This window comes from Methanobacterium formicicum DSM 3637 (assembly GCF_000302455.1).
Taxonomy (GTDB): domain Archaea; phylum Methanobacteriota; class Methanobacteria; order Methanobacteriales; family Methanobacteriaceae; genus Methanobacterium; species Methanobacterium formicicum_A.
In genome coordinates this window covers 184506-207500 of sequence record NZ_AMPO01000005.1, presented here as the reverse complement: position 1 = coordinate 207500, position 22995 = coordinate 184506, and the positions used below count along the sequence as shown (strand labels likewise).

Annotated in this window: 25 protein-coding genes (1 of these 25 cut by a window edge); 11 read left to right on the top strand and 14 right to left on the bottom strand. The window is 34.7% G+C overall.

What is annotated here, in order from left to right; genetic code table 11:
* Positions 1–190, bottom strand: partial view of an SPL family radical SAM protein gene (locus A994_RS07375; RefSeq protein WP_004030773.1) — the 5' portion only. The gene continues 743 nt to the left of window position 1, outside the view; 190 of the gene's 933 nt are visible here — the first part of the coding sequence; the start codon lies at positions 188–190; its stop codon lies beyond the left edge, outside the window.
* Positions 191–201: 11 nt separating this feature from the next.
* On the bottom strand, positions 202–498 hold the full coding sequence (locus A994_RS13280) for a hypothetical protein (RefSeq protein ID WP_157787268.1): 297 nt from the start codon (positions 496–498) through the stop codon (positions 202–204).
* A gap of 47 nt (positions 499–545) precedes the next feature.
* Here A994_RS13280 and A994_RS07370 point away from each other — a divergent pair, with 47 nt between their 5' ends.
* Both A994_RS07370 and A994_RS12915 read left to right on the top strand, forming a co-directional pair.
* Positions 546–1637 (top strand): archaeosine biosynthesis radical SAM protein RaSEA, encoded by a 1092-nt coding sequence (locus tag A994_RS07370; protein ID WP_004030771.1) that lies wholly within the window; start codon positions 546–548, stop codon positions 1635–1637.
* A 284-nt stretch (positions 1638–1921) separates the two neighbouring features.
* Positions 1922–4990, top strand: a complete 3069-nt coding sequence (locus tag A994_RS12915; RefSeq protein ID WP_004030770.1) for a PocR ligand-binding domain-containing protein — start codon at positions 1922–1924, stop codon at positions 4988–4990.
* A gap of 152 nt (positions 4991–5142) precedes the next feature.
* Here the strand turns inward: A994_RS12915 and A994_RS07360 are convergent, their stop codons facing one another.
* Complete coding sequence (locus tag A994_RS07360; protein WP_004030769.1) at positions 5143–6534, bottom strand: glutamate decarboxylase; 1392 nt, start codon at positions 6532–6534, stop codon at positions 5143–5145.
* Positions 6535–7078: 544 nt separating this feature from the next.
* Between A994_RS07360 and cfbA the strand changes: the two genes are divergently transcribed.
* On the top strand, positions 7079–7507 hold the full coding sequence (gene cfbA / locus A994_RS07355; protein WP_004030768.1) for a sirohydrochlorin nickelochelatase: 429 nt from the start codon (positions 7079–7081) through the stop codon (positions 7505–7507).
* Between the two features lie 80 nt (positions 7508–7587).
* On the opposite strand, the gene A994_RS07350 is transcribed toward cfbA, so the two are convergent.
* The gene (locus A994_RS07350) at positions 7588–7812 is read right to left on the bottom strand and encodes a hypothetical protein (protein ID WP_004030767.1); all 225 of its coding nucleotides are present in this window, start codon (positions 7810–7812) and stop codon (positions 7588–7590) included.
* A gap of 199 nt (positions 7813–8011) precedes the next feature.
* Between A994_RS07350 and A994_RS07345 the strand changes: the two genes are divergently transcribed.
* Positions 8012–8716, top strand: a complete 705-nt coding sequence (locus A994_RS07345) for an anaerobic ribonucleoside-triphosphate reductase activating protein (protein ID WP_004030765.1) — start codon at positions 8012–8014, stop codon at positions 8714–8716.
* Between the two features lie 323 nt (positions 8717–9039).
* Here the strand turns inward: A994_RS07345 and A994_RS07340 are convergent, their stop codons facing one another.
* Together A994_RS07340 and A994_RS07335 are read right to left on the bottom strand one after the other, a co-directional pair.
* Complete coding sequence (locus A994_RS07340; RefSeq protein WP_004030764.1) at positions 9040–9708, bottom strand: class I SAM-dependent methyltransferase; 669 nt, start codon at positions 9706–9708, stop codon at positions 9040–9042.
* An 86-nt stretch (positions 9709–9794) separates the two neighbouring features.
* Positions 9795–10172 carry a hypothetical protein gene (locus A994_RS07335; RefSeq protein WP_004030763.1) on the bottom strand — a complete coding sequence of 126 codons (378 nt, stop codon included), beginning with the start codon at positions 10170–10172 and terminating at the stop codon, positions 9795–9797.
* Positions 10173–10616: 444 nt separating this feature from the next.
* Between A994_RS07335 and A994_RS07330 the strand changes: the two genes are divergently transcribed.
* Positions 10617–10925, top strand: coding sequence for a hypothetical protein (locus A994_RS07330; protein ID WP_004030762.1), 309 nt, complete (start codon positions 10617–10619; stop codon positions 10923–10925).
* A gap of 97 nt (positions 10926–11022) precedes the next feature.
* Here A994_RS07330 and A994_RS07325 read toward each other — a convergent pair whose 3' ends face one another.
* Together A994_RS07325 and A994_RS07320 are read right to left on the bottom strand one after the other, a co-directional pair.
* Positions 11023–12183 carry an aldo/keto reductase gene (locus A994_RS07325; RefSeq protein ID WP_004030761.1) on the bottom strand — a complete coding sequence of 387 codons (1161 nt, stop codon included), beginning with the start codon at positions 12181–12183 and terminating at the stop codon, positions 11023–11025.
* A gap of 247 nt (positions 12184–12430) precedes the next feature.
* A complete protein-coding gene (locus A994_RS07320; RefSeq protein WP_004030760.1) occupies positions 12431–12655 on the bottom strand; it encodes a tautomerase family protein in 225 nt (74 codons plus the stop codon).
* Between the two features lie 188 nt (positions 12656–12843).
* On the opposite strand from A994_RS07320, the gene A994_RS07315 reads away from it, so the two are divergent.
* Both A994_RS07315 and A994_RS13395 read left to right on the top strand, forming a co-directional pair.
* Entirely contained in the window at positions 12844–13236 is a 393-nt protein-coding gene (locus tag A994_RS07315) for a winged helix-turn-helix transcriptional regulator (RefSeq protein ID WP_004030759.1), read from the top strand.
* A 10-nt stretch (positions 13237–13246) separates the two neighbouring features.
* A complete protein-coding gene (locus A994_RS13395) occupies positions 13247–13402 on the top strand; it encodes a hypothetical protein (protein ID WP_192812705.1) in 156 nt (51 codons plus the stop codon).
* A gap of 48 nt (positions 13403–13450) precedes the next feature.
* On the opposite strand, the gene A994_RS07310 is transcribed toward A994_RS13395, so the two are convergent.
* Both A994_RS07310 and A994_RS07305 read right to left on the bottom strand, forming a co-directional pair.
* Positions 13451–13981: a hypothetical protein gene (locus tag A994_RS07310; RefSeq protein ID WP_004030758.1), complete on the bottom strand. Its 531-nt coding sequence runs from the start codon at positions 13979–13981 to the stop codon at positions 13451–13453.
* Positions 13938–14546, bottom strand: coding sequence for a nucleotidyltransferase domain-containing protein (locus A994_RS07305; protein WP_004030757.1), 609 nt, complete (start codon positions 14544–14546; stop codon positions 13938–13940). The genes A994_RS07310 and A994_RS07305 overlap by 44 nt, the downstream gene beginning before the upstream one ends.
* Before the next feature lie 309 nt (positions 14547–14855).
* On the opposite strand from A994_RS07305, the gene A994_RS07300 reads away from it, so the two are divergent.
* Complete coding sequence (locus tag A994_RS07300) at positions 14856–16145, top strand: tRNA(Met) cytidine acetate ligase (protein ID WP_004030754.1); 1290 nt, start codon at positions 14856–14858, stop codon at positions 16143–16145.
* A 183-nt stretch (positions 16146–16328) separates the two neighbouring features.
* On the opposite strand, the gene A994_RS07295 is transcribed toward A994_RS07300, so the two are convergent.
* Positions 16329–16547, bottom strand: coding sequence for a hypothetical protein (locus A994_RS07295; protein WP_004030753.1), 219 nt, complete (start codon positions 16545–16547; stop codon positions 16329–16331).
* 145 nt (positions 16548–16692) lie between these two features.
* Positions 16693–17559 carry a DUF1932 domain-containing protein gene (locus tag A994_RS07290; protein WP_004030752.1) on the bottom strand — a complete coding sequence of 289 codons (867 nt, stop codon included), beginning with the start codon at positions 17557–17559 and terminating at the stop codon, positions 16693–16695.
* 429 nt (positions 17560–17988) lie between these two features.
* Between A994_RS07290 and A994_RS07285 the strand changes: the two genes are divergently transcribed.
* The 3 genes from A994_RS07285 (at position 17989) to A994_RS07275 (ending at position 21085) form a co-directional block, all read left to right on the top strand.
* Positions 17989–18660, top strand: coding sequence for a hypothetical protein (locus tag A994_RS07285; RefSeq protein WP_004030750.1), 672 nt, complete (start codon positions 17989–17991; stop codon positions 18658–18660).
* Positions 18661–18840: 180 nt separating this feature from the next.
* Positions 18841–19623: a restriction endonuclease gene (locus tag A994_RS12910; protein ID WP_004030749.1), complete on the top strand. Its 783-nt coding sequence runs from the start codon at positions 18841–18843 to the stop codon at positions 19621–19623.
* Between the two features lie 247 nt (positions 19624–19870).
* Positions 19871–21085 carry a hypothetical protein gene (locus A994_RS07275; RefSeq protein WP_004030747.1) on the top strand — a complete coding sequence of 405 codons (1215 nt, stop codon included), beginning with the start codon at positions 19871–19873 and terminating at the stop codon, positions 21083–21085.
* 19 nt (positions 21086–21104) lie between these two features.
* Here A994_RS07275 and A994_RS07270 read toward each other — a convergent pair whose 3' ends face one another.
* Together A994_RS07270 and A994_RS07265 are read right to left on the bottom strand one after the other, a co-directional pair.
* Positions 21105–22328: a hypothetical protein gene (locus A994_RS07270; RefSeq protein ID WP_004030746.1), complete on the bottom strand. Its 1224-nt coding sequence runs from the start codon at positions 22326–22328 to the stop codon at positions 21105–21107.
* A gap of 4 nt (positions 22329–22332) precedes the next feature.
* Positions 22333–22995 carry a hypothetical protein gene (locus A994_RS07265; protein WP_004030745.1) on the bottom strand — a complete coding sequence of 221 codons (663 nt, stop codon included), beginning with the start codon at positions 22993–22995 and terminating at the stop codon, positions 22333–22335.

The following is a 22995-nucleotide window of genomic DNA, read 5'->3' as shown; positions in this document are numbered from 1 at the left end:
CATTAATCTTAACTGCCAGACCCGGGACCTGGTTCTCACCGTACTTACTACCCCTGGTGTAACAGTAGACACAGTTAAAAGAGCACCCTGAGAATGGGTTTAAGGAATAACCCGACAAGAACCATTCATCAGCATGTTTTTGTTTGTTTAAAACAGATTTGACCTTAATTTTCCGGACCAGTTCAACCACCCCTTAACAAACTATCCCATAGTAATTCCATAGCCACTGTATACATCCTTACGAACCAATAGGACTGGTATAATCTTAAACAATAGCCTTAAACAGCCCATAGCCCTTAAAAGCCCATAGCCTAGACAACCCATAACACCAGATAAAACATTTCCAACATTAAATAACTTTAATTCCATTATACCCTGAAGTTCTCCAGTTAAATATCCGTTATATCCTGAAGTTCTCCAGTTAAATATCATTGAAGTTTGAGCTAAATTGCAAACAATATTACTAAAATTATTAAGAAAATTGAATTTTAAACTCAACCTCTTGCTATAACATATATTAACTTAAATTCTATAACTTTAACCACATGAACAATCAGCAACCCCTAAATAATTTACTTCCTGATATCAGGAAAAAAGCCCTGAAACGGGTTAAAAAAAGACCCCCACAAGAATTAGCTGCCAGCTGGTCCGGAGACGACTTGTTATATTCTGGACCTGGTCGGACCATATTCCTGGTTCTACCCACAGCAGGATGTGCCTGGGCTCTGGCTGGATCAGGAGGGTGTAGTATGTGCAGTTACATTGCGGACTCCCCCCTGGAAGATGTTTCCAGTGATGAACTGGTGGAAATTTTTAAAGAGCAGTTCCAGAGGCAAATCCAAAAACAGGAGATTTCAGGACCAACTGCCATTAAGATCTTTGTCTCCGGTAGTTTCCTCAATGAAGAGGAAATACCAGAAACTGCTCGGCAGGAAATCTTCAAAATCATCAACCAATACGAAGATGTTGAAGAAGTTGTGGTTGAATCCAGGCCAGAGTATGTGAATGAAGAAATATTAAGGGATTGCTGTCAATTGATTCCCGGGAAAATATTTGAAGTGGCCATGGGACTGGAGAGCGCATCAGATGATATTCGCCTGCAGAGAATAAACAAGGGATTTACACGTGAAGATTTTGAAAAGGCCATGACTGTTATTAAAAGTCTCAAATCAGATTTCAAAATGGAAGGTAAGGCTTATTTACTAGTTAAACCTATTTTAACCTCAGAGAGTGAGGCAATTGAAGATGCAGTGAAATCTGCCCAGTACGCAGCTGAAATTGGGGTTGGTCGGGTGTCTTTTTGCCCTTCAACCATTCACAAAGGAACTTTAATGGAAATTTTATGGCGCAGGGGTTCATATCAACCACCGTGGATATGGAGTACTTTGGAAATCATCCGCAGGGTGAGAAGCTCGGTCCAAATCCCTGTAATCATGGATACTGCAGGATTTGGAACTCGCAGAGGACCATACAATTGTAAAAAGTGCAATTCAAAATTAAAAGATGCCATCATACAATCCAACATTAATCAAACCATTCCTGAGGACTTTGAATGCGAATGTAAGGATAAATGGGTGGCTGATGTTAAATATTCCAATGTAAACCGGTCCACCACTAATCTCCTAAAAAACCATTGAATTCATTTAAAATATCTTTTTTTGGAGGGCTTATTATCCTTCTGGGTTTATAAGCCCCACCACTACTTAATTTTTTTTTAAATCAGTAATTTTGTATCCAAAACTGTTTATTCTTTCTGAGGGAGGATGTAAACCTTGACGAATAGTAAATACTAATATTATTCCATTTTTCATCTGTTTTTTTCAATAAACCTCCTATAATCAAAAAAAAATTAGAAAGATATTAATATACATAAATAAAAATAGGTTTTAAAGTAAGATTTTTACTCATGTGAGGGGGAATATTGGCCAGAATCCTAGTAAATGATAACAGTAGTGCAGCGCGGAAACTGAAAGACAACCTCCAAATCATGGGCCACCAAATAATTTACACTGATTTCCACGGTGAAAAAGCAGCCCAGAAAGCTGAAGAATTAAAAGTGGATCTTTTTTTGATGAACATACCATCGGAAAATTTTTTCCAGATGGAAAGTAAAAACAGTATCAATGAAACTATTTTAAACTCAAATACGCCTATTATTCCGGTTATTGATTTAACCAAAATAATGCAATCAGATTATTCCCCTTTAAAACAGGTTTTAGCAAGTTCACATTATGGTTACCTTATAAAAAATGATTCTGAGGATTATAATCTGGACTATTTGAAATTTGCCATTGAACTGGCTATTTACAAGCAAGGGTTAATCACTGAAAATAACACAACAGATAACAGTGTAGAATTAGATTTAAAAGAAGATAATTCCAATTTAAATAAAGATAATCACCTTAATGATAGTTCACTGAATGATGAACTGTTGAAAACTTTTTATGATAAAATTCCACTACCCTATCAATCTCTAAATGAAACAGGGAACTTCATAGAAGTAAACCAGGCATGGTTAGATACCATGGGTTACTCCAGTGAAGAGGTTATAGGAAAATGGTTTGGTGAATTTCTTGCTCCGGATTATGTTGAAATGTTCAAGAAGGAGTTCCCTATCTTTTTATCCACTGGTAAATTTCACAGTATAGAATTGGAAATGGTAAAAAAGGACAACTCAATCATCAATGTATTTTACGAAGGTAAAATCGAATACTATGCTGATGGGAAATTTAAAAAAACCCAGTGTATTTTTAAAGATATTACATTGAGTAAAAAAACTGAAGAAGCATTGAAAGAAAGTGAAGAAAAGTTTCGTACATTTATTCAGCAATCGTTAGATGGTATTGTATTGCTGGATGAAGAGGGACGTGTTATTGAATGGAATAAAGGATATGAACAAATAAGTGGCATTAAAAAGGAGGAAGTCCTTGGTAAATTATTTTGGGAGATAAAATACCAGTTAACACCACCCGGACGACAGACCCTGAATCGACTGCAACACATTATGAAACTCCAGCTAAATGCCTTGAAAACTGGGGAAGCACCATTCCTGAGTAAAATTCATGAAACTGAGATGATACGTCCGGATGGTGAAATTCGTTATGTTGAACAGCTTGCATTTCCCATAAAAACCAGTACAGGATACAGGATTGGTTACGTCACCCGGGACATAACCCAGCGAAAACATATGGAAGAAGCACTGGAGAAAAGGATTGTTGCTCTCAGCAGACCTCTGGATAATGCCAAAGAAATTAAGTTCCAGGACCTTTTTAACCTTAAAGATATTCAGGAGATACAGGATCTTTTTGCAGAAGCCACTGGAGTTGCATCCATTATCACCAAACCAGATGGCACACCCATTACCAGACCAAGTAAATTCTGCCATTTATTTGATATTATGGGAAAATTAGAGGAAGACACCGGAAATCCATTTAAATTTGATTCTTTAATGGGTCAAAATCAGTTAAAAGGTCCAATTATAAAAAAATGTCTCAACGGCAGTCTCTGGGAAGCAGGGGCAAATATCAATGTGGGAGGAAAACACATTGCCAACTGGTTGATTGGTCAGGTTCGAGACGAATCATCAGACCCGGAACAAATTAGGATCTACACCCAGAAGATAGGAGCCGATCCAGCAGAATGCATCAAAGCATTTCTTGAAATTCCAGTAATGTCCAAAAAACAGTTCAGGAAGGTTTCTCAGGTACTTTTTGCCTTTGCAAACCAGTTATCCTCATTAGCATATCAAAATATTCAACAGACCCGTTTTATCAGTGAAAGACAACAGGCGGAAGAAAATCTTCAAAAATCCTTACGCGAAAAGGAGACACTGAACCAGGTGATAACACAGCTGGTTGGCACATCCCAAACCAGTGAAATATACCATATTATGGGTGAAGCAATAAAAGAACTTTTACCCTCTTCTTATGTTATAATAAGCGGAATGACGCATGATGAAAAAAAAATCAACCTAGTGGAAAGCTTTGGTTTTGAAAAATACTTGGATGAAATAAGGAACATTCTGGAAATAGACCTGTTCAAAAACAAATTTCCAGAAAACCTCAATGGAATAAATAATTATTTCAGTGGCCATCTTACTGAATCAACAGAAGAAGTGTATAATTTAGCATTTAGGAAAATGTCTCCCAAAACTTTCAGGATGATTGAAAGGGTTCTTAATATTGGAAAGGTATACAACATGGGATTTTACTGTAACAGCCACCATTACGGTGGTTTGAGTATTGCCCTTCCCAAGAACCAACCCCTGGAACATGAAGAAACCATAGAAACCATTGTTAACCAGGCATCCATGGCCCTTCAACGTTCTTTTGCAGAAAAAGCCATTAAAGAATCTTTAGAAGAGAAGGAAGTTCTTTTAAGGGAAATTCATCACCGTGTTAAAAATAATATGCAGATCATCAACAGCCTCCTGAGCCTGCAAAGTCAACACGTGGAAGGGGAGGAAACAATGGATGTTTTAAAAGAAAGCCAGGGAAGAGTCCGTTCCATGGCCATGATCCATGAAAAACTCTATCAATCACCCAACCTAACCAAGATCGATTTTAAAGATTACATAGAAAAACTTGCCTCCAACCTGATTTACACCTACCAGGTGGAAACCAGGAATATTGAACAGGTCTTCGAGGTTAAAGATGTGGAAATGAATATTGACACTGCCATACCCTGTGGACTTATAATCAATGAACTGGTGACCAACAGCTTAAAATATGCATTCCCCCAATCTGAATCAAATGGTAATGGAATCATTAAAATAGAGCTTAACCAATTAGAAGACCAGTTTAAACTGGTAATCTCTGATAATGGAGTGGGACTACCAGCCCATATCCAACCAGAAAATACCGAGACACTGGGACTGCAACTGGTAAACAGTCTGGTAGATCAGTTGGAAGGAACCCTTGAAATTGATAGAATAAAGGGGACTAAATTCACCATAATATTCAGTGAATTGAATTACAAAGAACGAATTTGACTAAAAAGACTTTTTACAGAACCAGACGCATTGTAACAAAAAAAGGATTTGGTCAATTAAAAGAATAAAAAAATAAATAAATATTTAACTTAGATTCACAGGTTCTTTTGTTTCAAAGACTCTTTTTTAATAGAGTAAGGTTGGATTATTTTTTAATAGAGTAAGGTTGGATTATCCTGTTCTTCTCCTGCTTTAATACCTTTTTTTTCCAGTGCATCGTAAGCATCCATCAGGTCTTCCAGGAGCATTTCAACCATGTCCCGACCGAAATTCTCCTTAACCACTATTCTCAAAACAGCAACATCCTCGGCATCCGCGGGAAGGGTGTAAGCTGGTACAATCCATCCTTTTTCCCGGAGTTTTTCACTTAGCTGGAATACTGAAAAATCAGCCTCCTTTAAGGTTACTGCTACCAATGGTACAATGATGTTTTTATTTATGAGCTCGAATTTACCGGAATTTTGAAGTTCTCCAGCAAGGTACAGGGTGTTATCGAACATGTTGGTCATTATATCTTTATAACCCTTTTTACCGAGTCTTATGAGATTGTAGTACTGGGCAATTATGGTACTGCTTCCCTTGGAGAAATTCAGGGAGTAGTTGGGCATTAATCCTCCCAGGTAGTTGATATCAAATATCAGATCTTCAGGCAGGTCAGATTTGTCCTTGAATATTATCCATCCCACCCCTGGATAGACCAGGCCGTATTTATGTCCAGATACATTGATGGATTTAACCTGTTCCAGTCTGAAATCCCATTCCATATCCGGGAAAATGAAGGGTGCTACAAATCCGCCACTGGCACCATCAACATGTATGGGTATGTCCCATCCTCTGTCTTTTTTAATTTCAACCAGTAAGTCGTTGATTTCTTTAATTGGATCCATCTGTCCGGTGAAAGTGGTTCCAATAACTGCACCCACTGCAATGGTATTTTCATCCACTTCCCGTGCCACATCTTCAGCAGTTATGGTGTAGACATCCCGTTTCAGGGGTATTAACTTTAACTCCACATCGAAATACTTGGCGAACTTCTCCCAGACAGTGTGCACATCGGCACCCATCACGATGTTGGGTTTATCCCAGGACTTACCTTCTGCTTCCCTGCGCTTTCTCCAGGTCCATTTGTGGGCCAGGAGTCCCAGCATAATGGCCTCTGATGATCCTATGGTACCGGTTCCCATGGATTTACAGTCGTGAGGTGCATTAAACAGGCGGGCCAGCATGTTCACTACCCGGTCCTGGATTTTGGAGGTTTGTGGGTATTCATCGTTATCCACATAGTTTTTACCGATACTGTTCATGATGAGCTGGTCAGCTTCTGGTTCCATCCAGGTGGTTACAAAACTGGCCAGGTTCAAAGCTGGATTTCCATCCAGATTCAATTCCTCATCGATGAGTTGATATGCGGCCTTTGCAGGCATTCCATCCTCGGGCATCTCATATTTGGGAATACTCTCACTGAAATATCTGCTTCCGTAAGTGCTGGTATTTTCCCTTTCTGATTTCTTAATCTTTCCCAGATCTAGTTTTTCAGATAACATTCAAAAATACACCCCTATCTTGCGTATAAACATTGATCTTTTATTATGAATTTATAGTCGTTTATATTTACCTTTTTCAACCATATTTTAAGAGTTAAATTAATATTATACCCTGATTTAAGTTTTAAAGTAAACAAATGGGTTAATAGTTTGAAAAAAATCAAATAAAATTGAGTATTACTCAAACAAGATTTATGGTATCTTTAAATAGGATGATACCATAATGATAATAAGAAATATGTATTAAATCAATGGACATTATTATTATAAATGTCCTGTTGGATTAGTATTGTCTGGGTATGTATTGTTGGAGTTATGATTCCCATGAAATTGAAATTCCCATTGGATTGATAATCACCGAAATTAATATTTATTGGATTGGTAATCAAGAGATTAAATCTTCATTGGACTTATAATAACCTAGATCAAATCTTTATTGGATTTATAATCCTCATTGAATTTAATACAACGATTTAAGAGGGATCTGTAGATTTATAATCTATAAAAAAAACTTTAATCTGAGAAAAAACTGGATGATGGAATTATGAATACAGAATCAAACAGCAATGAAAAGATAGGGATCTTACTGATTGGGCATGGGAGTAGCTTATCCCAGAGTAACGATGTGATTTACAAGTTATCTGCAATGTATAAAGAAACATCCCCCTACCCGGTTGAAGTGGGATTTATGAACATTGAAAAACCATCAATACCCACTGCACTCAACACCCTGGCAGGAAAAGGGGTTGACCGGATTATTGCAGCACCGATCTTTCTAGCCCACGGCCTCCATACCAAGGAAGACATCCCATACATGCTTGGTTTAGGTGAAGCACGAAAGGATGCGGGTTATTATAACCAGGAACAGGAACCTATTGAATTTGATGGAGAAATTGTCTACATCGAACCAATGGGAGCAGATCCAAGGATCGTGGATGTGATTAAAAAGAAAGTGGAAGAATCACTTGGATAATACCATTTTAAAACACATTTACTCTTTAAAAGATTTAAACTCTGAAAAATTAACTCTGAAAAACATTTTTCAAAACACATTTACCTTTCGCAATCGTAACATAATTGAGTTTTACGATTTGTTTTGAAAATTCTCCCACATTTTTTACATCTAACTTCTTTTATTGTAGTTTTCTTTTTCAATTTAAACTTGGCTGCTTTGATTGAGCAGTTGTAATTATTGGATTGTATTCTTGATTTAGCATTTCTTTCTAACGCTTCTGCTGCGTATTTCTTTTCCAGATCTTCGCTAAAATCTCTTGCCATAACCCAACCATCATCAACTATTAAATGTTTTATATTATGAACACTAATTATGAATATATATTTATAATCAGTTTACAATCAAGGTTTTTTTTAATCTCATACTCTGCATTGATTTACTTCCCACATTTGATGACAAACCCATAAGTAACAATTAACCCATAAACAAATTAAAATTAAAAAAAGAGGATACTCAGAAAAAATGCGAATTGGAAACCATATTACTTCAACTCTGGAATTTCCAGGAAAAATGTCAGTTGTCTTTTTTACTGCTGGATGTAATTTATTATGCCCCTACTGCCACAATCCAGAAATTATAGACCTGGAAAGTGGAGAAGATACCCCATTAGAAGAGTTATTTACCAAAATTGAAGACTCCCGTGATTTTATTGATGCCGTGGTAATTACCGGTGGTGAACCTCTCCTGCAGAGTGAGGATATAAAGAATATCTTTGAATACTGCCAGGAATACGATTTAAAGACCAAACTGGATACCAATGGATGTTATCCTAAAAAGCTTGAAAATATTATAGGATTAGTAGATTACGTTGCACTGGACGTTAAAGCACCATTTGCTAAATATAAAGAAATCATTGGCGATGATGTGGGCGATCTGGTTAAAAAGAGTATGGAAATTGCATATGATGCCGATTGTTACCTGGAGTGCAGAACCACCTACGTACCATCACTGATGAGTACCGCAGATATGGAAGAAATTGCAAAGGAGATTACCTGCGATCTTTACACCATCCAGCAGTTTAGAAATCGTGTGGTTTTCGATGAAAAACTAAAAGACATCCCCAACACCACTCAAAAAGAGCTTTTAATAATCGCTAATAAGATAAAACCCTTCTTAAATAAAGTTAAAATCAAAACCGGTGAATTCGGAGATGAAATTATAAAATAATCAGTAGATAGATTTGGTTCTTCGTACTACAATGAAAGAACCTACACTACTGTTGGGTTAATATAAATAAAGAAGGAGTCATCAAACTACCTCCAAAAACTGCTAGTTGTTTTAATATCAAGGAAAATGATAAATTACTGTCAATCAGGGGAAGTAATATAGCCTTTGTTCTGGCGGTTAAAGGCCCAATTGTGGAAAAAGCAAATGACTACACCGGAAAAATTGAAGAGTATCTTTGTTAAATAATCTAGTTAATAAATATCTATGTTAATTAATTGATATGGCCATTTTATAAGCCTTATTGAACTTAGAATTTCAAATGTTCACGTCTTTTGAATAATAATTATTAAAGAACTGGCCATCACCGAAGAAAAACTTTGATCAATTTCTATTTGGTCCTTGTTCAGTTCATTTATAAGATTTTGATCATCAGGTTGCTTATCTTTAAAAGTTTTAATCAGCTGTTCTAATGGTTTATAGTATTCATCCGACCACACCTGGTGTGATAATTCAAATTCATCAATGAGCCGGTACCCATGCTTTTTAACCAGTTCAAGCTTTTTATCCTTATCTTTACTATCATCATGAATTACTAAAAATCCATCACTTTTTAGGAAGCGGCGCCAGTTTTTTATACTATTTTCAAAGCCCATTACAAATACTGAACCTTCTGCCCAGATAATATCAAAGCTTTCATCAGGGACATCCATGGTGAAAATTGAATCATTAAGTACTGTCACCTTTTTATCCAATTCCCAGGCTTTTATCTTGGCTTTTAACATATTCAATGAGTTTTCATTATCATCCAGGGCAGTGATATTCCCTCCAGATATTCTGGCCAGTTCTACTGTTGGAACTCCTGTTCCACACCCAACATCTAAAATACGAGGATTTTCAATCTCAGAGAGTGATTTGTATGCTTTTATGGTGTATTTATTGAGATTTTCCCGTATATGGTCCTTTTTAGCCCTATAAGAATCCAGATTTGACATTATAATCATCTATTTTTGATTTTAATTAAATTTCACAATCATATGATTTTTATATTTTATGTAATCCATATGTGAGCAAAAAACAGTTATGTTCTTGTAGCATTAACGACTTTCATTTCCGCATATTCAATGTTAACTTCTTTAGGTATCATAATTGTGAACCCACCTGTACCGCCAGGATTAATATGTTCTATTATTGTTTTTTCCTGATATACTAGGTTCTTGTTTGAATCATAACCTTTTACGAGAATATCAACATTGGTATACGTTGAATTTCCGGAGTTGTCAATATTACCAAATATCCAGACTGAACCATCAGAATGATGTGTGACCGTAGGCGGATTTCCTTGCAAATCATCTGTTTGATTTGTACGATTCCCAGTTTCTATGCTGGTACATCCTGAAATCATTACCACCACAATTAAAACACTTGTAAATCCTAAAATTAACCTTGCTTTTTTCATAATTACCCCGATAACATAATTATTATAGTAATGGTAACACCCCCTATTTAATAAAACTGGAAATTCAATTAGAAAAAATTATGATACTGAAAAAGTTATTAATTTTTACACGTAAAATTGAATATGAACTATAATAAACAAATTAATTGAGCTTTATAATTCAGATAAACGTTTTTGTTAAAGAAGATGTATTTGGTTTTATAACGAGTAAAACGATTACTGTGTGCCTGCTTTTTTTATAATATTAACCTATTGATGTGAATTTTATTTAAACCAGAAAAGTGGTTTTAATTAAGTTTTTATATTACTATCCATCATATTAATGTGAGAATTAGGAAATAAAAAAATGAGGGATTGGTGGCCTTATCGGGTGAGGTTTTCAATTATCTGATGAATTTATTCCATGTCTCATGAATTTATTTATAAATAGATTAAGGAGTTAAAATGAAGAAAATAGTTGCAATAATAACAATTTTCCTGATTTCAGTTGCATTTATTGGATTATGTGATACTGTTTATGCAAAGGGAGGAGGTGGAGGAGGTAAGGGAGGCGGATCATCAGGAAAAAGCTCTTCAACGGAAAGAGTTTACTCACCAACTACAGGAACTGGTGCAACGGGTTCGTCAACCCCCGTTACTAACTCCAATAAAAACTCATACCAGAAGAATTTCTTCAATATCATATTTGTGGGATTGATTTCATTTTTACTGATATTCTTATGGTTTGTTTTGAGGAAACCGAAAAAAAGTTGAACTAACCTTTCAAAATACCCAAAAAACAAATTAAGAATTTTATTAAAAAAGAGGGGATTAGGTTTGAATATACCTAAGGTATAGAAGATATCCCCATTTATTCAAAAAACTCTTTAACCTTCTTCAATTCTTGGGTTATCCTGATGCCCTGGGGACAATGCTCTTCACAGATACCACACTCATTACACACTGCGGCGTGTTCGTGTTCCGGCATGAAAACGTGGTAATTATATTTGTAAAAATCCTTCATTTCAGGATTTCCAAACAGGAAGTAGTCATTGTATTTGGCAAAGTTTTCCGGGATATTTACACCGGAAGGGCATGGTAAACAGTAGCCACAATCAGTACAGCTGATTTTAACCTTATTTTCGAAAATAGACTTGGCTTGCCCGGTAATATCTAATTCCTGGTCACTCAGCATATTAGGATGGGCTTCCTGGGCTATTTTTAAATTCTCTTCAAGCTGTTCCATGGTACTCATACCACTTATGACCACCGACACCTCGGGATGGTTCCATACCCATCTTAAAGCCCACTGGGCTGGGGACCTTTTGGTTTCTGCCTCATCAAATAATTTTTGAACTTCTCTTGGGATATTGTTGGCCAGGTGCCCACCCCTTAAAGGTTCCATTACTATAACACCTAAACCTCGGGCAGATGCATACTCCAGACCTTCTTCTCCAGCCTGATAATCATCATCCAGATAATTTAACTGGATCATGCAGAAAGACCAGTCATAGTGATCCACTACCTCCTTAAAGAGTTCTATTCTGTCGTGGAATGAGAAACCAGCGTGTTTTATTCTCCCATCAGCAATTGCTTGGTCCAGAAACTCTTCAAATCCCAGTGCTTTCAGGTTTTCCCAGTAGCTTTTATTGATACCATGCACCATGTAAAAATCAATGCAATCGGTTTCCAGACGCCTCAGCTGTTCATCTAAGAATCTGTCCATGTCCTCCCTGGTTTCTACTGCCCAGCTGGGGAGTTTGGTGGCTATTTTCACCTTTTCCCTGTAGCCGTCTTGCAGTGCCTTTGCCAGGAATGGCTCACTGGCACCTCCCTGGTTCATGTCAATGCCATGATAAGGGTAGGCAGTGTCAATGAAGTTCACACCCTGATCTATGGCACTGCGCAGCATATTTATGGCTGTTTCCTCGTCAATATCCCTGGGATTATCCCCATTTAAGGGGAGCCGCATGCAGCCAAATCCCAGTACTGAAACTTTTTCTTTGGTATTTCCAAAATCTCGGTATAACATGAAAATTACTCCTTTTTAGTGAAAAACATTTTTTTTAATCTTTAATTACTTGATAAATCTCTAATTAAATTATTAAAACTCATAAACATCAAAAATTAATGTAAACATGATATTTAACTTTGAGAAAGTTTTGAACAATTTTTCCCAATGGGTACTAAACTGTGGTTTTGAAAATTAGGTTTTGGTTATAAGAAAAATAAAGTGAAACTTTTATTGTGTTGAAAGTCTTATTTGGGAATTGAAAGTATTATTTGGGCATTTTCTTCCATGAATCAGGATCCATGTCCTTGAATTTTTCAGTACAGGTTACTCCACCTAATCCCCAGTGGGATTGTGGAATTTCGTGTATTATGACCTCCACCGCTTCGGGTGAAATCCCCACATCCGAGAAGACTTTGGTCAAATTCTCAATTAAATACTCGATTTTTTCCTGTTCAAAACCTTTCCATATGTTCACATGAAGTACTGGCATTTTTACCACCTCTACATTTCTCAGGGCCTCTACATTTCCCAAGGATTTATTTATTGATGAAAATTATTTTATTAATGAAAATAAACAGATCATGAATAAACAAATCACAATGAAGAGTTGTGTTAAACTGACTTAAAGTAGTTTTTCTAACCATTGGGTAATTACCAATAGGTAAGTGGGGAATTAGAATGGGTAACGATTATTTAAAAGAACTTTACCAAACCGTTGATGATACTTTTAGCTACCTCCGGAAGAAATGGACTATCCCGATAATTAAAGGATTATTCTGTGATTGTAAAAATTTTAAGGGTTTCCTGGAACTTAATCCTGGATTAAGCAGTAAGGTCCTGTCGGAAAGGCTTAAAGAATTAGAAGAAAACGGCATAGTTGAAAAAGTAGTGTTAAACTCATCTGCAGGCCATACTGAGTACTATTTAACTGAGAAAGGACGCAGATTAAACAGGATTATCTTTGAAATGTTTAATTTTGCCCTGGATGAAGTTTTAAAAAGTGAAGATAGCATTAAATTAAGAGAAGAATCCAAAGAATCATTGAAAGAAACTTTACAGATGAATTGTTAGTGTGAAGAATATGGCCAGAACAATAGCAGCAACACCTACGTTAACCGGGAAGGATGCAGACCGTTTCGCTGGAAATCTGGACAAACCAGCAACATCCGAAAAGAAGAAATTCTTGAAAGAATCCCTTAAAGTTTACAGGACTATTAAAGCTAATAGCGAAGGTTAGGCAACTAATGTTCTAGATCTTTGTACAGAAATTATAAAACGTGCCCATTTATTCAATAATAAGTTTTTCAAGTTCATAAACAAATTGTTTAGCTCTTTCTAGTGAGGTTCCTGCTTTGGATGCTTTTACATCATACCCTAAAACATATTGGGAATCATTCCTCTTTTTATGTTCTAGATCATAAAGTTCGATTATATCATCAGTTAAATTATCTATTTCATCAAATTCAGTTCTAGCTTCATCAAGATCCTCAAGAAGCTGTTTTTTTAATTTATTTCTCACTAAAACAATTAGCGCATCACCAGTTACGCGATGCGAAACCTCACCACTTACTTTAAAACCAATAGAAATTAAAACAGCTTTTGCCATATAATACATTGAATAGTAAGAAGAAACAATGACCCACAATGGAGAAAAATCTTTTTTATTTAGAAAATCAGCTACACTTAAACTCTCTAAAGCATTATCGTGCAACGCATCCATTAAATCATCATCAGGGACTGCTTTTTTAATTAGTCCTTCATTTAAATCTTTTCTAAAATTCGATTCCGCTATTTTTATTCGTTCTGGGTCTAACATGCTCCAACATCCTATAATAATCTTCTATCCCAACCAATATAATATTCCTATCCAATAATTCCGAAACTACGCTAAACTCATTGGTTTTAGCCATATTCATAAATTGATCGAAAGATAATGTCGTAGGGTGAATATCTAATGGTAACAAATTTATTGTCCTTTCAAATTCCTTCTCACGATTTATTTCAGAGATTATCATCAAGTCGATATCAGAATGTTTAGATGCTGTTCCTTTAGCGTAAGATCCAAAAATTAAAGCAACAAATGGAAAATTTAGGTTATATAATTTGTTATTTAGAATTTTTAGATCAGTATTTTTTTCAAGAAGGTCCCTAGTACGCTCATATTCTGCTTGGAATATAAGTGGGTGGACTTTTTTATTTAGAGAACATCTATAAGAAGAACCAATCTTTTCAAGAGTTACCAGATCATCTAGCTCTAATTTCTTAATAATGTTATAAACATTAGCATAGGGTATTTTTACTCTGTTGGCTATTTGACGAATGCTACTCCCCTGTCCGAATGTTACTAAATCTTTTACTATTTCGATCTTATTGTCTTTCATGAGAAACTCCTGTTATAGTAAATATGATATAATGTTATATCAAAGTTACTATAATGTTATAGTAAATATACTATAATAGTGTAGTAAGAATGCTACGATCTAATACGCCCAACAAAAAAAGAAATTATTATTACATTTTATATCGTCAAATTTTTCGGGATCGTCTTTATAAAGATCTCAACAGATAATTTAATTGGACAAAAACTTTTTGGTAATAACAAAAATAATATAATAAACCATAATGAACAAATTAATTCAATCTTATAAATCCATATACACGTTTTTTATTAAAAAAAGAGGTAATTTTAATTGATAGGAATAAGCGCTGATTTTGATCCAGTTCACAAGGGACATGCTTCCCTTATTGGGAAGGCCAGGGAAATAGCTGATGAAAAAGGTGATGAGGTGGTAATATACCTTAATAAAGGTTACAGTGCCAATCACGCCCCATTCTTTGTCAGTTTCGAGGGAAGGAGTAAGATGGCCTTGGAGGCAGGGGCTGACCGGATAGTGCCCATTGAAGGTTTGCACCACCGGCTGACCATGTCCTACACCGTCCCCATAAGGATAGCCATGATGATCCAGGATGGGGTCACTGACTATGTGGACGCTGCAGAAGTTAACCCAGCCCAGATAAAAAAGTACGCTGCCAGATTCATTAAAAGAGGAATATTCAGCGGTATTCCCCGTAATCTACCTAACCGGAATGTTATCCGGTGGTATGCGGTGAACGAATTTTTGTATCAGCGTTTTAACCGTAAAATGGAGTTTCATTTCATACCGGAAGGTAAGGTAAATGGGGAGAAGATTTCAGGCAGGCAGATACGTAGCGAAATCCTGGAAAACAATCTCCGTATACCGGGAAGTGTGAAAAGACTGCTCCCCAAATCCACGGTACGCATACTGGAGGAGGAAATTGATAAAGGTACTGTTCCTGAAACCAGGAATATGGATATACTCTTAAAACGTTTGAACACCACATCCCGCCATCATCTTCTAAACACCGCCCACTTAAATGCCGAGGCAGTGGAGCATATCATTCAGGGAAGATGGTACCAGGCCGAGAATCAGGTGTGGGCATCTCTGCGCCAGGCAGGTTACGGTCCAGTGTTAAGCAGACTGGCCTTAAGCTGTGTGGAGGAAGATGTGACACGTAGAGAAATCTACGAGCTAATTCAGGATTATGAGAAACAGGGGATCATCCCCCCGGATCAGACTGTGGAACGGGTTATTGAAAGGGATTGGTTTGTATCCAGTATGGTTGAAACAGGTTTAACCAGTTCTGAGGCCCATGAAAAGTTCCTTAACGGTGCCCGGACAAAGGATAAACCATTATACTCATTTGATGCCGGTCTTCACCTGCGGAGTTTTGAACTTCCCAAGCTGGAGGAAGGATTGAAGGCATACCTCTATGTGGATAAAAGGGGTGTTCTAGCCTGTGAGTTGAAAACCAAAGAAGGTAAGGTTAAAAGTCCACTGAAACTACCAGGGAAGATGGCCACTTACCTGCGCCTGCTGGTGGATTCCCAGATTATTCCACTAGAGGGAGAACTGGTTAAGAGGAAAAGAGGCTGGAGAATCAGGTTAATTGTGGGATAAAATGGATTATCAATAATTGTGGATAAAAAAGAGATTCAGGCTAATTGTAGATAAAAAGAAGAGTCAGACTAGCCGTATGATAGAAGAAAGGAAAATCATGCTATTGTAGATAAAAACGATGATCAAGCTAGCTGTAAGATAAAAATAAGTAGAATTTAATTGGTATAATGGGGTGTGGGTTAATCACTCCGGAGTTTCCTCTTCATGGTGGGCCTGGTGGTGCTCTACCACTGGACAGGTCCAGTCTGGACAGAAGGTCATCACCATTTTACCGGTGTCTGTGACTATGTAAAGTCTCCAGCAGTTGTTATCATAAGCACGGAAAGAACAATCCACTACCTTTTTTCCTTTAAGCTTTTTCAACTGTTCCTGGCATTCTTTAGCATGTTCTTCATTAGTCATGAGCATCAAATCCTTTTTTTAAAGATTTTAAGAAGCTATCACTGATGGTGACTGTAAAATTTCACTGAATCCATGCGTTTTCTGTGTGTAATATTATACTCAAAATCCTATTTATTTATTACTGTGAATAGGGGATTACTGCGAATTACTGGGATTTTTCTCCCTTAACCCTTTTTTTATCAACTTTCCGGAACACATCCCGGTAATCTGCAGGTTTTTTTGATATTGTCCCGGTTTTATCAGGAAGCAAGTGGAAAAATTCACATGTTGCACGGGTAATCAGTGGATCCTCGTATTCGGTTAGGAATTTCACCACTTCATCCATTTCCTGGGCACGTCTTTGGGAGTGATAGGCACTGCTGGTGAGTCGTGAGTTTGCAGATGCAGGAAAATGTGATCCTTCACTCAGTGTTAAATAGCGTGATAGGGTTTCATCAACTCCCATCTGGTACGCAGCATAAAATGCCTCAAAAAGAAGTGCGGAAACACCCTTGGTGTAGGCACTGCGCAACATCTTCAACCCCGATGCCTGACCAGGCTCAGGACCAATTACTTCAATATTCATACCGTACTGGTTGAGCTCAGCAAAGTTTTCAGCAAACTCACCCGAGGCAATGATAGGAGTCCCTAAACCATTTTTTATACCACCCATTATAGCCCCATCTACTGTTTTTCCATTAGGGATATGGGTGAAAGCTTCTTTAACTGTACCCGGAGAGACGTTATTCAAATCCACGTATACTCCTTCAAAACCCCTACCTACATTTTTGGCCACACTGACGGATTCTGCAGGAACCACAGCAGACAATAAGATATCAGACGACTCAACAAGCTCACTTAAACTATCAAATAGGTTAACACCAGTTGATTTTGCAAGTTCCACTGATCTCTGGCTTCTTCCTTCAATACAGGTTGAAACTTCCACTCCATGTGCCAGCAGTCCTTCAGATAAGGTTGATGCGACATCTCCGAATCCCAGGAAACCTAGTTTGATTTGATTTTTTCGTAGCATTTTCTCAACTTATTCATTACATCTTTTCATCAATTAGTACGTAACTAAATTAAAAAACGGTTCGTACTATCTTCAATATATTATATCGATTTATTTTTATACATAACCATGTTTACTAAACAATATAATCGATTAATCACTCTATTAAAATTTTTTTAACTTATCCAATTCTAATATTTAATTTCTGCAATAAAAGAACTGTTAATCTATAAAAATTGAGTAATACATAGTTATATATCAGTACATTAATACTCTAAATTGATGTTTAATCCCGATAAAGATATTACTTGTAAAAATCAGGATGAATTAAGGAGCAGTCATTTGCTAATCTTTTAGGGGAAGCAATATTAAATTATAAAGAGAAAGATAGTTTAGTTCTTGGTCTTTTAAGATAAACGGGGTTAACAATGATAAAAATTGGGGGATTTGATGGGTAAAATATTAGTATCAAACTGTACTGAGTGTACAAAATTCCAAGAGATGGGCCATGATTATGATCATTTATTATATAAAATGGCAAAAAAAGGAAAGTGTGACTATTGTGGGGCGATTTTCGGGAATACACACCTAGAAAAGCCATATAATTGGAGTTATAAGTCCATATCAAGCCCTTTTTTAGATAAACACCTTTCTGGAATCGCATCAAGTTTAGAAGAATTCAATCATGACTTCACGAATCCTGAAAAAACAGCTTTTATTATGATGAAACTTCCAGATGATAGTTTCACTCCCCGAGAAAAAGAAGCGAATAAACACATACTGGATGCAATTACATTTACATTAATCAAGAATGGATTTGATGGTGTTAGAGCAGATCATAAACATTATCATAGCGATTTATTGCCTAATGTTATGACCTATATGGAAGGATGTGGATTTGGTATTGCTGTATTTGATGAAAGAGGAAAAAATAATCCAAATGTCTCGTTTGAAGCAGGATATATGCTCTCTTCATCAAAAGAAGTATGTTTTCTCAAAGACATACATTTAGGCGCTTTACATGCAGATGTAATAAGTAAACTTTATGTTGACTTCGATTCTAAAAACCCTCAAGTCTCAATTGAGCAAAATCTTTCAAAATGGTTAAATGATACCTTTTAGATTTAAATGTATTATCCATTGTTCGTAACAATTTGAAATTATTTAAAATGATTAAATTCCTGAATTAAATCTTCAAGATTTCCTTTACACTGGATAGAACTTTGGTATTATTTGTTAGAAATAAAATTGAGCTTAATAAATTAAAATATGTTTTAAAATATTATTAAAAAAGGTGAATTAATGATATATGATTTACCAAAAAATTGGAGAGATTTACAGAATAAAACATGTAAAATGCTTTTAGAATGTGGATTCCTTGCTGAAGTAGAAAAAGAAGTAAAATTAGTTAGAGGTAAAACTAAAATAGATGTTTTTGCCAACGATAAAACTCAAAAACCAGAAATCATATATTTTTGTGAATGTAAATATTGGGATAGTAATATTCCTCAAGATGAAGTTCAATCATTTAAAAGCAAAATCAGCGAATATGGAGCAAATATAGGATTTGTAATATCTAAAGTTGGCTTTCAAAAAGGCGCTTATGAAGTTGCTGATAAAACAAATGTTAATTTAGTTACATGGGATCAATTTCAAAGGATTTTTGAAAAAAAATGGTTTGATAATAGGTTAAAAAATTTGTATAATGACAGTTATCCTCTTCGAGATTATACTAAATGGCTATCTAGAGTCAATGAAATTGCCGATGAACTAGATCCATCTAAACAAAAGCTTTTTCAATCTTTGCAATTAAAATATATTCCATTAGTTTCATCTATATATAGCATTATCTTCCTAAACTCTAATGATTTTTTAAAATCTTCGCCTAAAGAATTTGAGATTGTCAAAGAAGGAGGTAATATAAAAAAAGTGAAAGTATATTATTATTCAGATTTATTTGATACTTTATTCAAGGAATGTTATAATGCAACGAAAATTTTTGATGAGCTATTTGGTGAAAAAATAAGACTTCATACTGAAGGACCAGATAAGGAGTTTTATGATAGGATGACGGGTCAATTTTAATTCTAGTTACTAAATTTAGCGTTTTAATTTTTTAATATTCTATTCATTAATGATATTTTTCCATTGATACTTTTTATTGAGAAAAATCAAAATCTTATCATCAACATTGCCCTCTATTCAATAGCATAATGTACTCCCATATTATTTATCTAATTTGAAGAACTCAAATTTTTTTTTAACAAATAGCCAAAGTTTTTATCAATGAAATATATATGAATATAACTAAATAATGCTTCAAAGGGATAAAATGGGAATAAAAAAGTTCATTAAGAAATTTTTCGACAACTTAGAAATCTACGAAGATCAATACCATGGAACAAAATATAAAAAAGAGATATACATTTCAATAACTCAGTTTTTAGATAATAAGACTGAAATAAACGCTTATAATGTTTATAAAGCTTTTTTTGAAGCATATTGGATAGGGATTCAAGATGAAGTTAATCCTTTTTTAGAATTAACTCAAAGAATGAAAAATTTTGAAGAATTTAATGGGAAATTGCTAGAAAACCATAGAGATCATTATATTCACACAGTTTTTGTTTTTCTTTTAGGATTATCAATATTTGCGGAAAACACTAACTACAGAAAAATTTTCAGTGAATATGCACTAGATAAAAGTAAATATCCTGATTTTTATGATACCCCAAATGAAGAATTCTTTTATCGGTGGGGATTATCAGCTTTATTCCACGATATAGCTTATCCTCTTGAAATAATTATCAAACAAACAAATGAATACATAAAATTTGTTTCTGAATACTCAGATACAATTGGAGAAACCGGGATAAATATAAAATTATCAACTAATAACAGTTTTTTTAATTTACCAATTCTGAAACCAAGATCTGAATCAAAGGACAGATTCAATGCGAAATATAATAAATTTCAGTCGAGATTTTTAGATAATTCTATTTCTTTGTTAGCATATACACTATATGAAAATTTTAATTTGAATTTGCATGAAATAAAGAATAATTTGGACAATTTTGTTGAAAATATGAATGAAAATAATAGAATAGACCATGGCTTTTTCAGTGCCATAATAATGTTAAAATGGTACCATTATTTAATAAAAAGAACAAATTGGAACCCTGCATATTTCTATTTTCCAATACTAGATTCATCTAGCTCTATTTTGTTACATAACTATTATAAACATACTTTAATGGAAGATCCTTTTAATTTAAGCCAAATACGTGCAAGACAACACCCTATTGCATATTTGCTTATATTGTGTGATGAATTACAAGAATGGAACCGAGAGGGCTATGGAAAAATGGATATTAAAGATGATGCACCAACTGATTTTGATCTATTTATAGATGAATTAGAATTAAAAATAAAATACAAATATCTACAAAAAACCAATAATAATGACTTTTTAAAGGAAAAACATGAAAAAATAAGTAGTATAGTTAAAATTAATGATATTTTTAAGAACGGAATAAAAATTGAATGAAAATAAATCATGAATTTTTTTATACTTCAATTTTTGGTACTAATGGGGGTTTATTCATATTGTTATCCCAAAAATTAGCGAATGCCTCTCTTTTTTCAGAAATGGTTAATTTTGAATCTGGATCCCAAAAATGACAATCTATAGCATCCACATCAAAAGGTATAGCAGTACCTCTTTTTGCAGTCAAAATGACTTTTTTTTTAAGCCCGAAAGCAAATCCTGTTTCTATAAAGCAATTTGGTCTTAAACCCGTAGAATCTGCAATAATTATGGCAGAATTACTGATTTCTTTAAATATCTCTAAATTGAGAAATGCTTCTTGACCACCAGATGAGATCATATCTTTAATTTTATATTTCTTTTCTTCCACAACATAATCCACTACCTCACGAAAAAAAGATTCAACAACTGAATAATCTTCATGATTATCGTTCATCAATCTAACATAGAAAACTTGAGGTGTTATGTATTGTTCTAAAAACTTTATAATGCTATTCGCATATCCTTTTGGATCGTTTTGCCAATTTTTATAATTTAAATTAACTAACTTTGTAGTTGTATTCTGATCTGCGGATACAATAAATTTTTTAGGGTTATCAACGGCTTCATTATATAAAACAGCGCCCGCAGATTTTTCATTGGAAATCCCATCACCATAACTTGAACCTAAAGGAATATTTAAGGGAATTACAGGTTTTCCATGTTTCCTATATAACAAGCACAGATGTTCTGCGCCTTCACCACCACCAATAACAATTAAAGCATCTGAAAGCTTTTCTTGTTCTTGACGTTGGTGGGCGCCCGCATTCCAACCTCTACCTGCAGGTATTCGATAAATCGAAATAATTTCATCATGAATTAGTCCATTCCACAATTCTTTCTCTTTTTCAGGTATCTTTGATTCTGATTTTCCAGAAGAAACAATTTTTAATAAATTTCTACATTTAACTGAAAAAGATGATGATTTTACATAGGCATAAGTTGTATTTAGTATATCCCAATCGTAAATTAAAGACAACCCATTTTTTCCTACTGGATCCGATCCAACAGTGCTTAAAATTGTACTTCCATTTTCAAGCAAGCCTTTGGTCAGATGTTGAACAACTTCATGTGCAAATTTGTTAATTTCTGGATTTATATCTTCAGAACAACTTCCCACAATTTGCACTGTTCTTTTAGAATACGGATTCTCCTTTTTAATATTTTTAAACATTGATTGCATATTTTTCATCAAATTTGCCATTTATTCACCCAGATACAAAATTATCGTATTCTTCATCAAAAATCGATAAAACATTTAAATAGTCAGGTGTAATTGTTGCAAATCTCCAAAATACAATATCTACTACAGGCTTACTGTCTCCAGTTAAAATAGAAACATCATTGCAAAATTTTTGTACATCAGAATAGCCTTCTTTTTTTGCTATTCGTTTAAGATGTCTATCTGGCTTTGCATAAGGTAACCCTATATTTTTAACTAAATGATATACCGTTACAGGACCAATATAATAAAATTCTTGAAGTTTATCAATGGGATTTTCACTAATAATCTTTTTAAGTTGATGAAAACCTATTTTATTCACTTTTTCTGCAGCCATAATGATTGCAGAGATTTTATTCTTATTATTGAAGCATTTTATGGCTTTATAAAAACATTTATCTTTATTTTTTATAATTAATTTAGAAGATGTCCAATTAAAAAACGATTCAGAAATTTTATCAAAAATATTGCGAATAATAGTTTCTTTCATCCCCGAAGATAAAATTACCCATGCTATTTCTCTTAAAAATATCCTTTCATCTAATTCATTAAAACATACATTAGCTTGCCAGCTAATTTCTTCTGTAAAACCACGTTTAATCACATAATTTTTAATGAATGAATATTTTGAAGCAAGTTTATTAGACAT

What these genes read in the sequence shown, in the direction of transcription:
- A994_RS07270 (WP_004030746.1), bottom strand. Translation starts at nt 22,328, where the DNA reads ATGGCAAATTTGATGAAAAATATGCAATCAATGTTTAAAAATATTAAA.
- A994_RS12910 (WP_004030749.1), top strand. Translation starts at nt 18,841, where the DNA reads ATGATATATGATTTACCAAAAAATTGGAGAGATTTACAGAATAAAACA.
- A994_RS07310 (WP_004030758.1), bottom strand. Translation starts at nt 13,981, where the DNA reads ATGTTAGACCCAGAACGAATAAAAATAGCGGAATCGAATTTTAGAAAA.
- A994_RS07315 (WP_004030759.1), top strand. Translation starts at nt 12,844, where the DNA reads ATGGGTAACGATTATTTAAAAGAACTTTACCAAACCGTTGATGATACT.
- A994_RS07265 (WP_004030745.1), bottom strand. Translation starts at nt 22,995, where the DNA reads ATGTCTAATAAACTTGCTTCAAAATATTCATTCATTAAAAATTATGTG.
- A994_RS07320 (WP_004030760.1), bottom strand. Translation starts at nt 12,655, where the DNA reads ATGCCAGTACTTCATGTGAACATATGGAAAGGTTTTGAACAGGAAAAA.
- A994_RS07285 (WP_004030750.1), top strand. Translation starts at nt 17,989, where the DNA reads ATGGGTAAAATATTAGTATCAAACTGTACTGAGTGTACAAAATTCCAA.
- cfbA (WP_004030768.1), top strand. Translation starts at nt 7,079, where the DNA reads ATGAATACAGAATCAAACAGCAATGAAAAGATAGGGATCTTACTGATT.
- A994_RS07330 (WP_004030762.1), top strand. Translation starts at nt 10,617, where the DNA reads ATGAAGAAAATAGTTGCAATAATAACAATTTTCCTGATTTCAGTTGCA.
- A994_RS07345 (WP_004030765.1), top strand. Translation starts at nt 8,012, where the DNA reads ATGCGAATTGGAAACCATATTACTTCAACTCTGGAATTTCCAGGAAAA.
- A994_RS13395 (WP_192812705.1), top strand. Translation starts at nt 13,247, where the DNA reads ATGGCCAGAACAATAGCAGCAACACCTACGTTAACCGGGAAGGATGCA.
- A994_RS07360 (WP_004030769.1), bottom strand. Translation starts at nt 6,534, where the DNA reads ATGTTATCTGAAAAACTAGATCTGGGAAAGATTAAGAAATCAGAAAGG.
- A994_RS07325 (WP_004030761.1), bottom strand. Translation starts at nt 12,183, where the DNA reads ATGTTATACCGAGATTTTGGAAATACCAAAGAAAAAGTTTCAGTACTG.
- A994_RS07290 (WP_004030752.1), bottom strand. Translation starts at nt 17,559, where the DNA reads ATGCTACGAAAAAATCAAATCAAACTAGGTTTCCTGGGATTCGGAGAT.
- A994_RS07305 (WP_004030757.1), bottom strand. Translation starts at nt 14,546, where the DNA reads ATGAAAGACAATAAGATCGAAATAGTAAAAGATTTAGTAACATTCGGA.
- A994_RS07370 (WP_004030771.1), top strand. Translation starts at nt 546, where the DNA reads ATGAACAATCAGCAACCCCTAAATAATTTACTTCCTGATATCAGGAAA.
- A994_RS07340 (WP_004030764.1), bottom strand. Translation starts at nt 9,708, where the DNA reads ATGTCAAATCTGGATTCTTATAGGGCTAAAAAGGACCATATACGGGAA.
- A994_RS07335 (WP_004030763.1), bottom strand. Translation starts at nt 10,172, where the DNA reads ATGAAAAAAGCAAGGTTAATTTTAGGATTTACAAGTGTTTTAATTGTG.
- A994_RS07275 (WP_004030747.1), top strand. Translation starts at nt 19,871, where the DNA reads ATGGGAATAAAAAAGTTCATTAAGAAATTTTTCGACAACTTAGAAATC.
- A994_RS07350 (WP_004030767.1), bottom strand. Translation starts at nt 7,812, where the DNA reads ATGGCAAGAGATTTTAGCGAAGATCTGGAAAAGAAATACGCAGCAGAA.
- A994_RS07295 (WP_004030753.1), bottom strand. Translation starts at nt 16,547, where the DNA reads ATGACTAATGAAGAACATGCTAAAGAATGCCAGGAACAGTTGAAAAAG.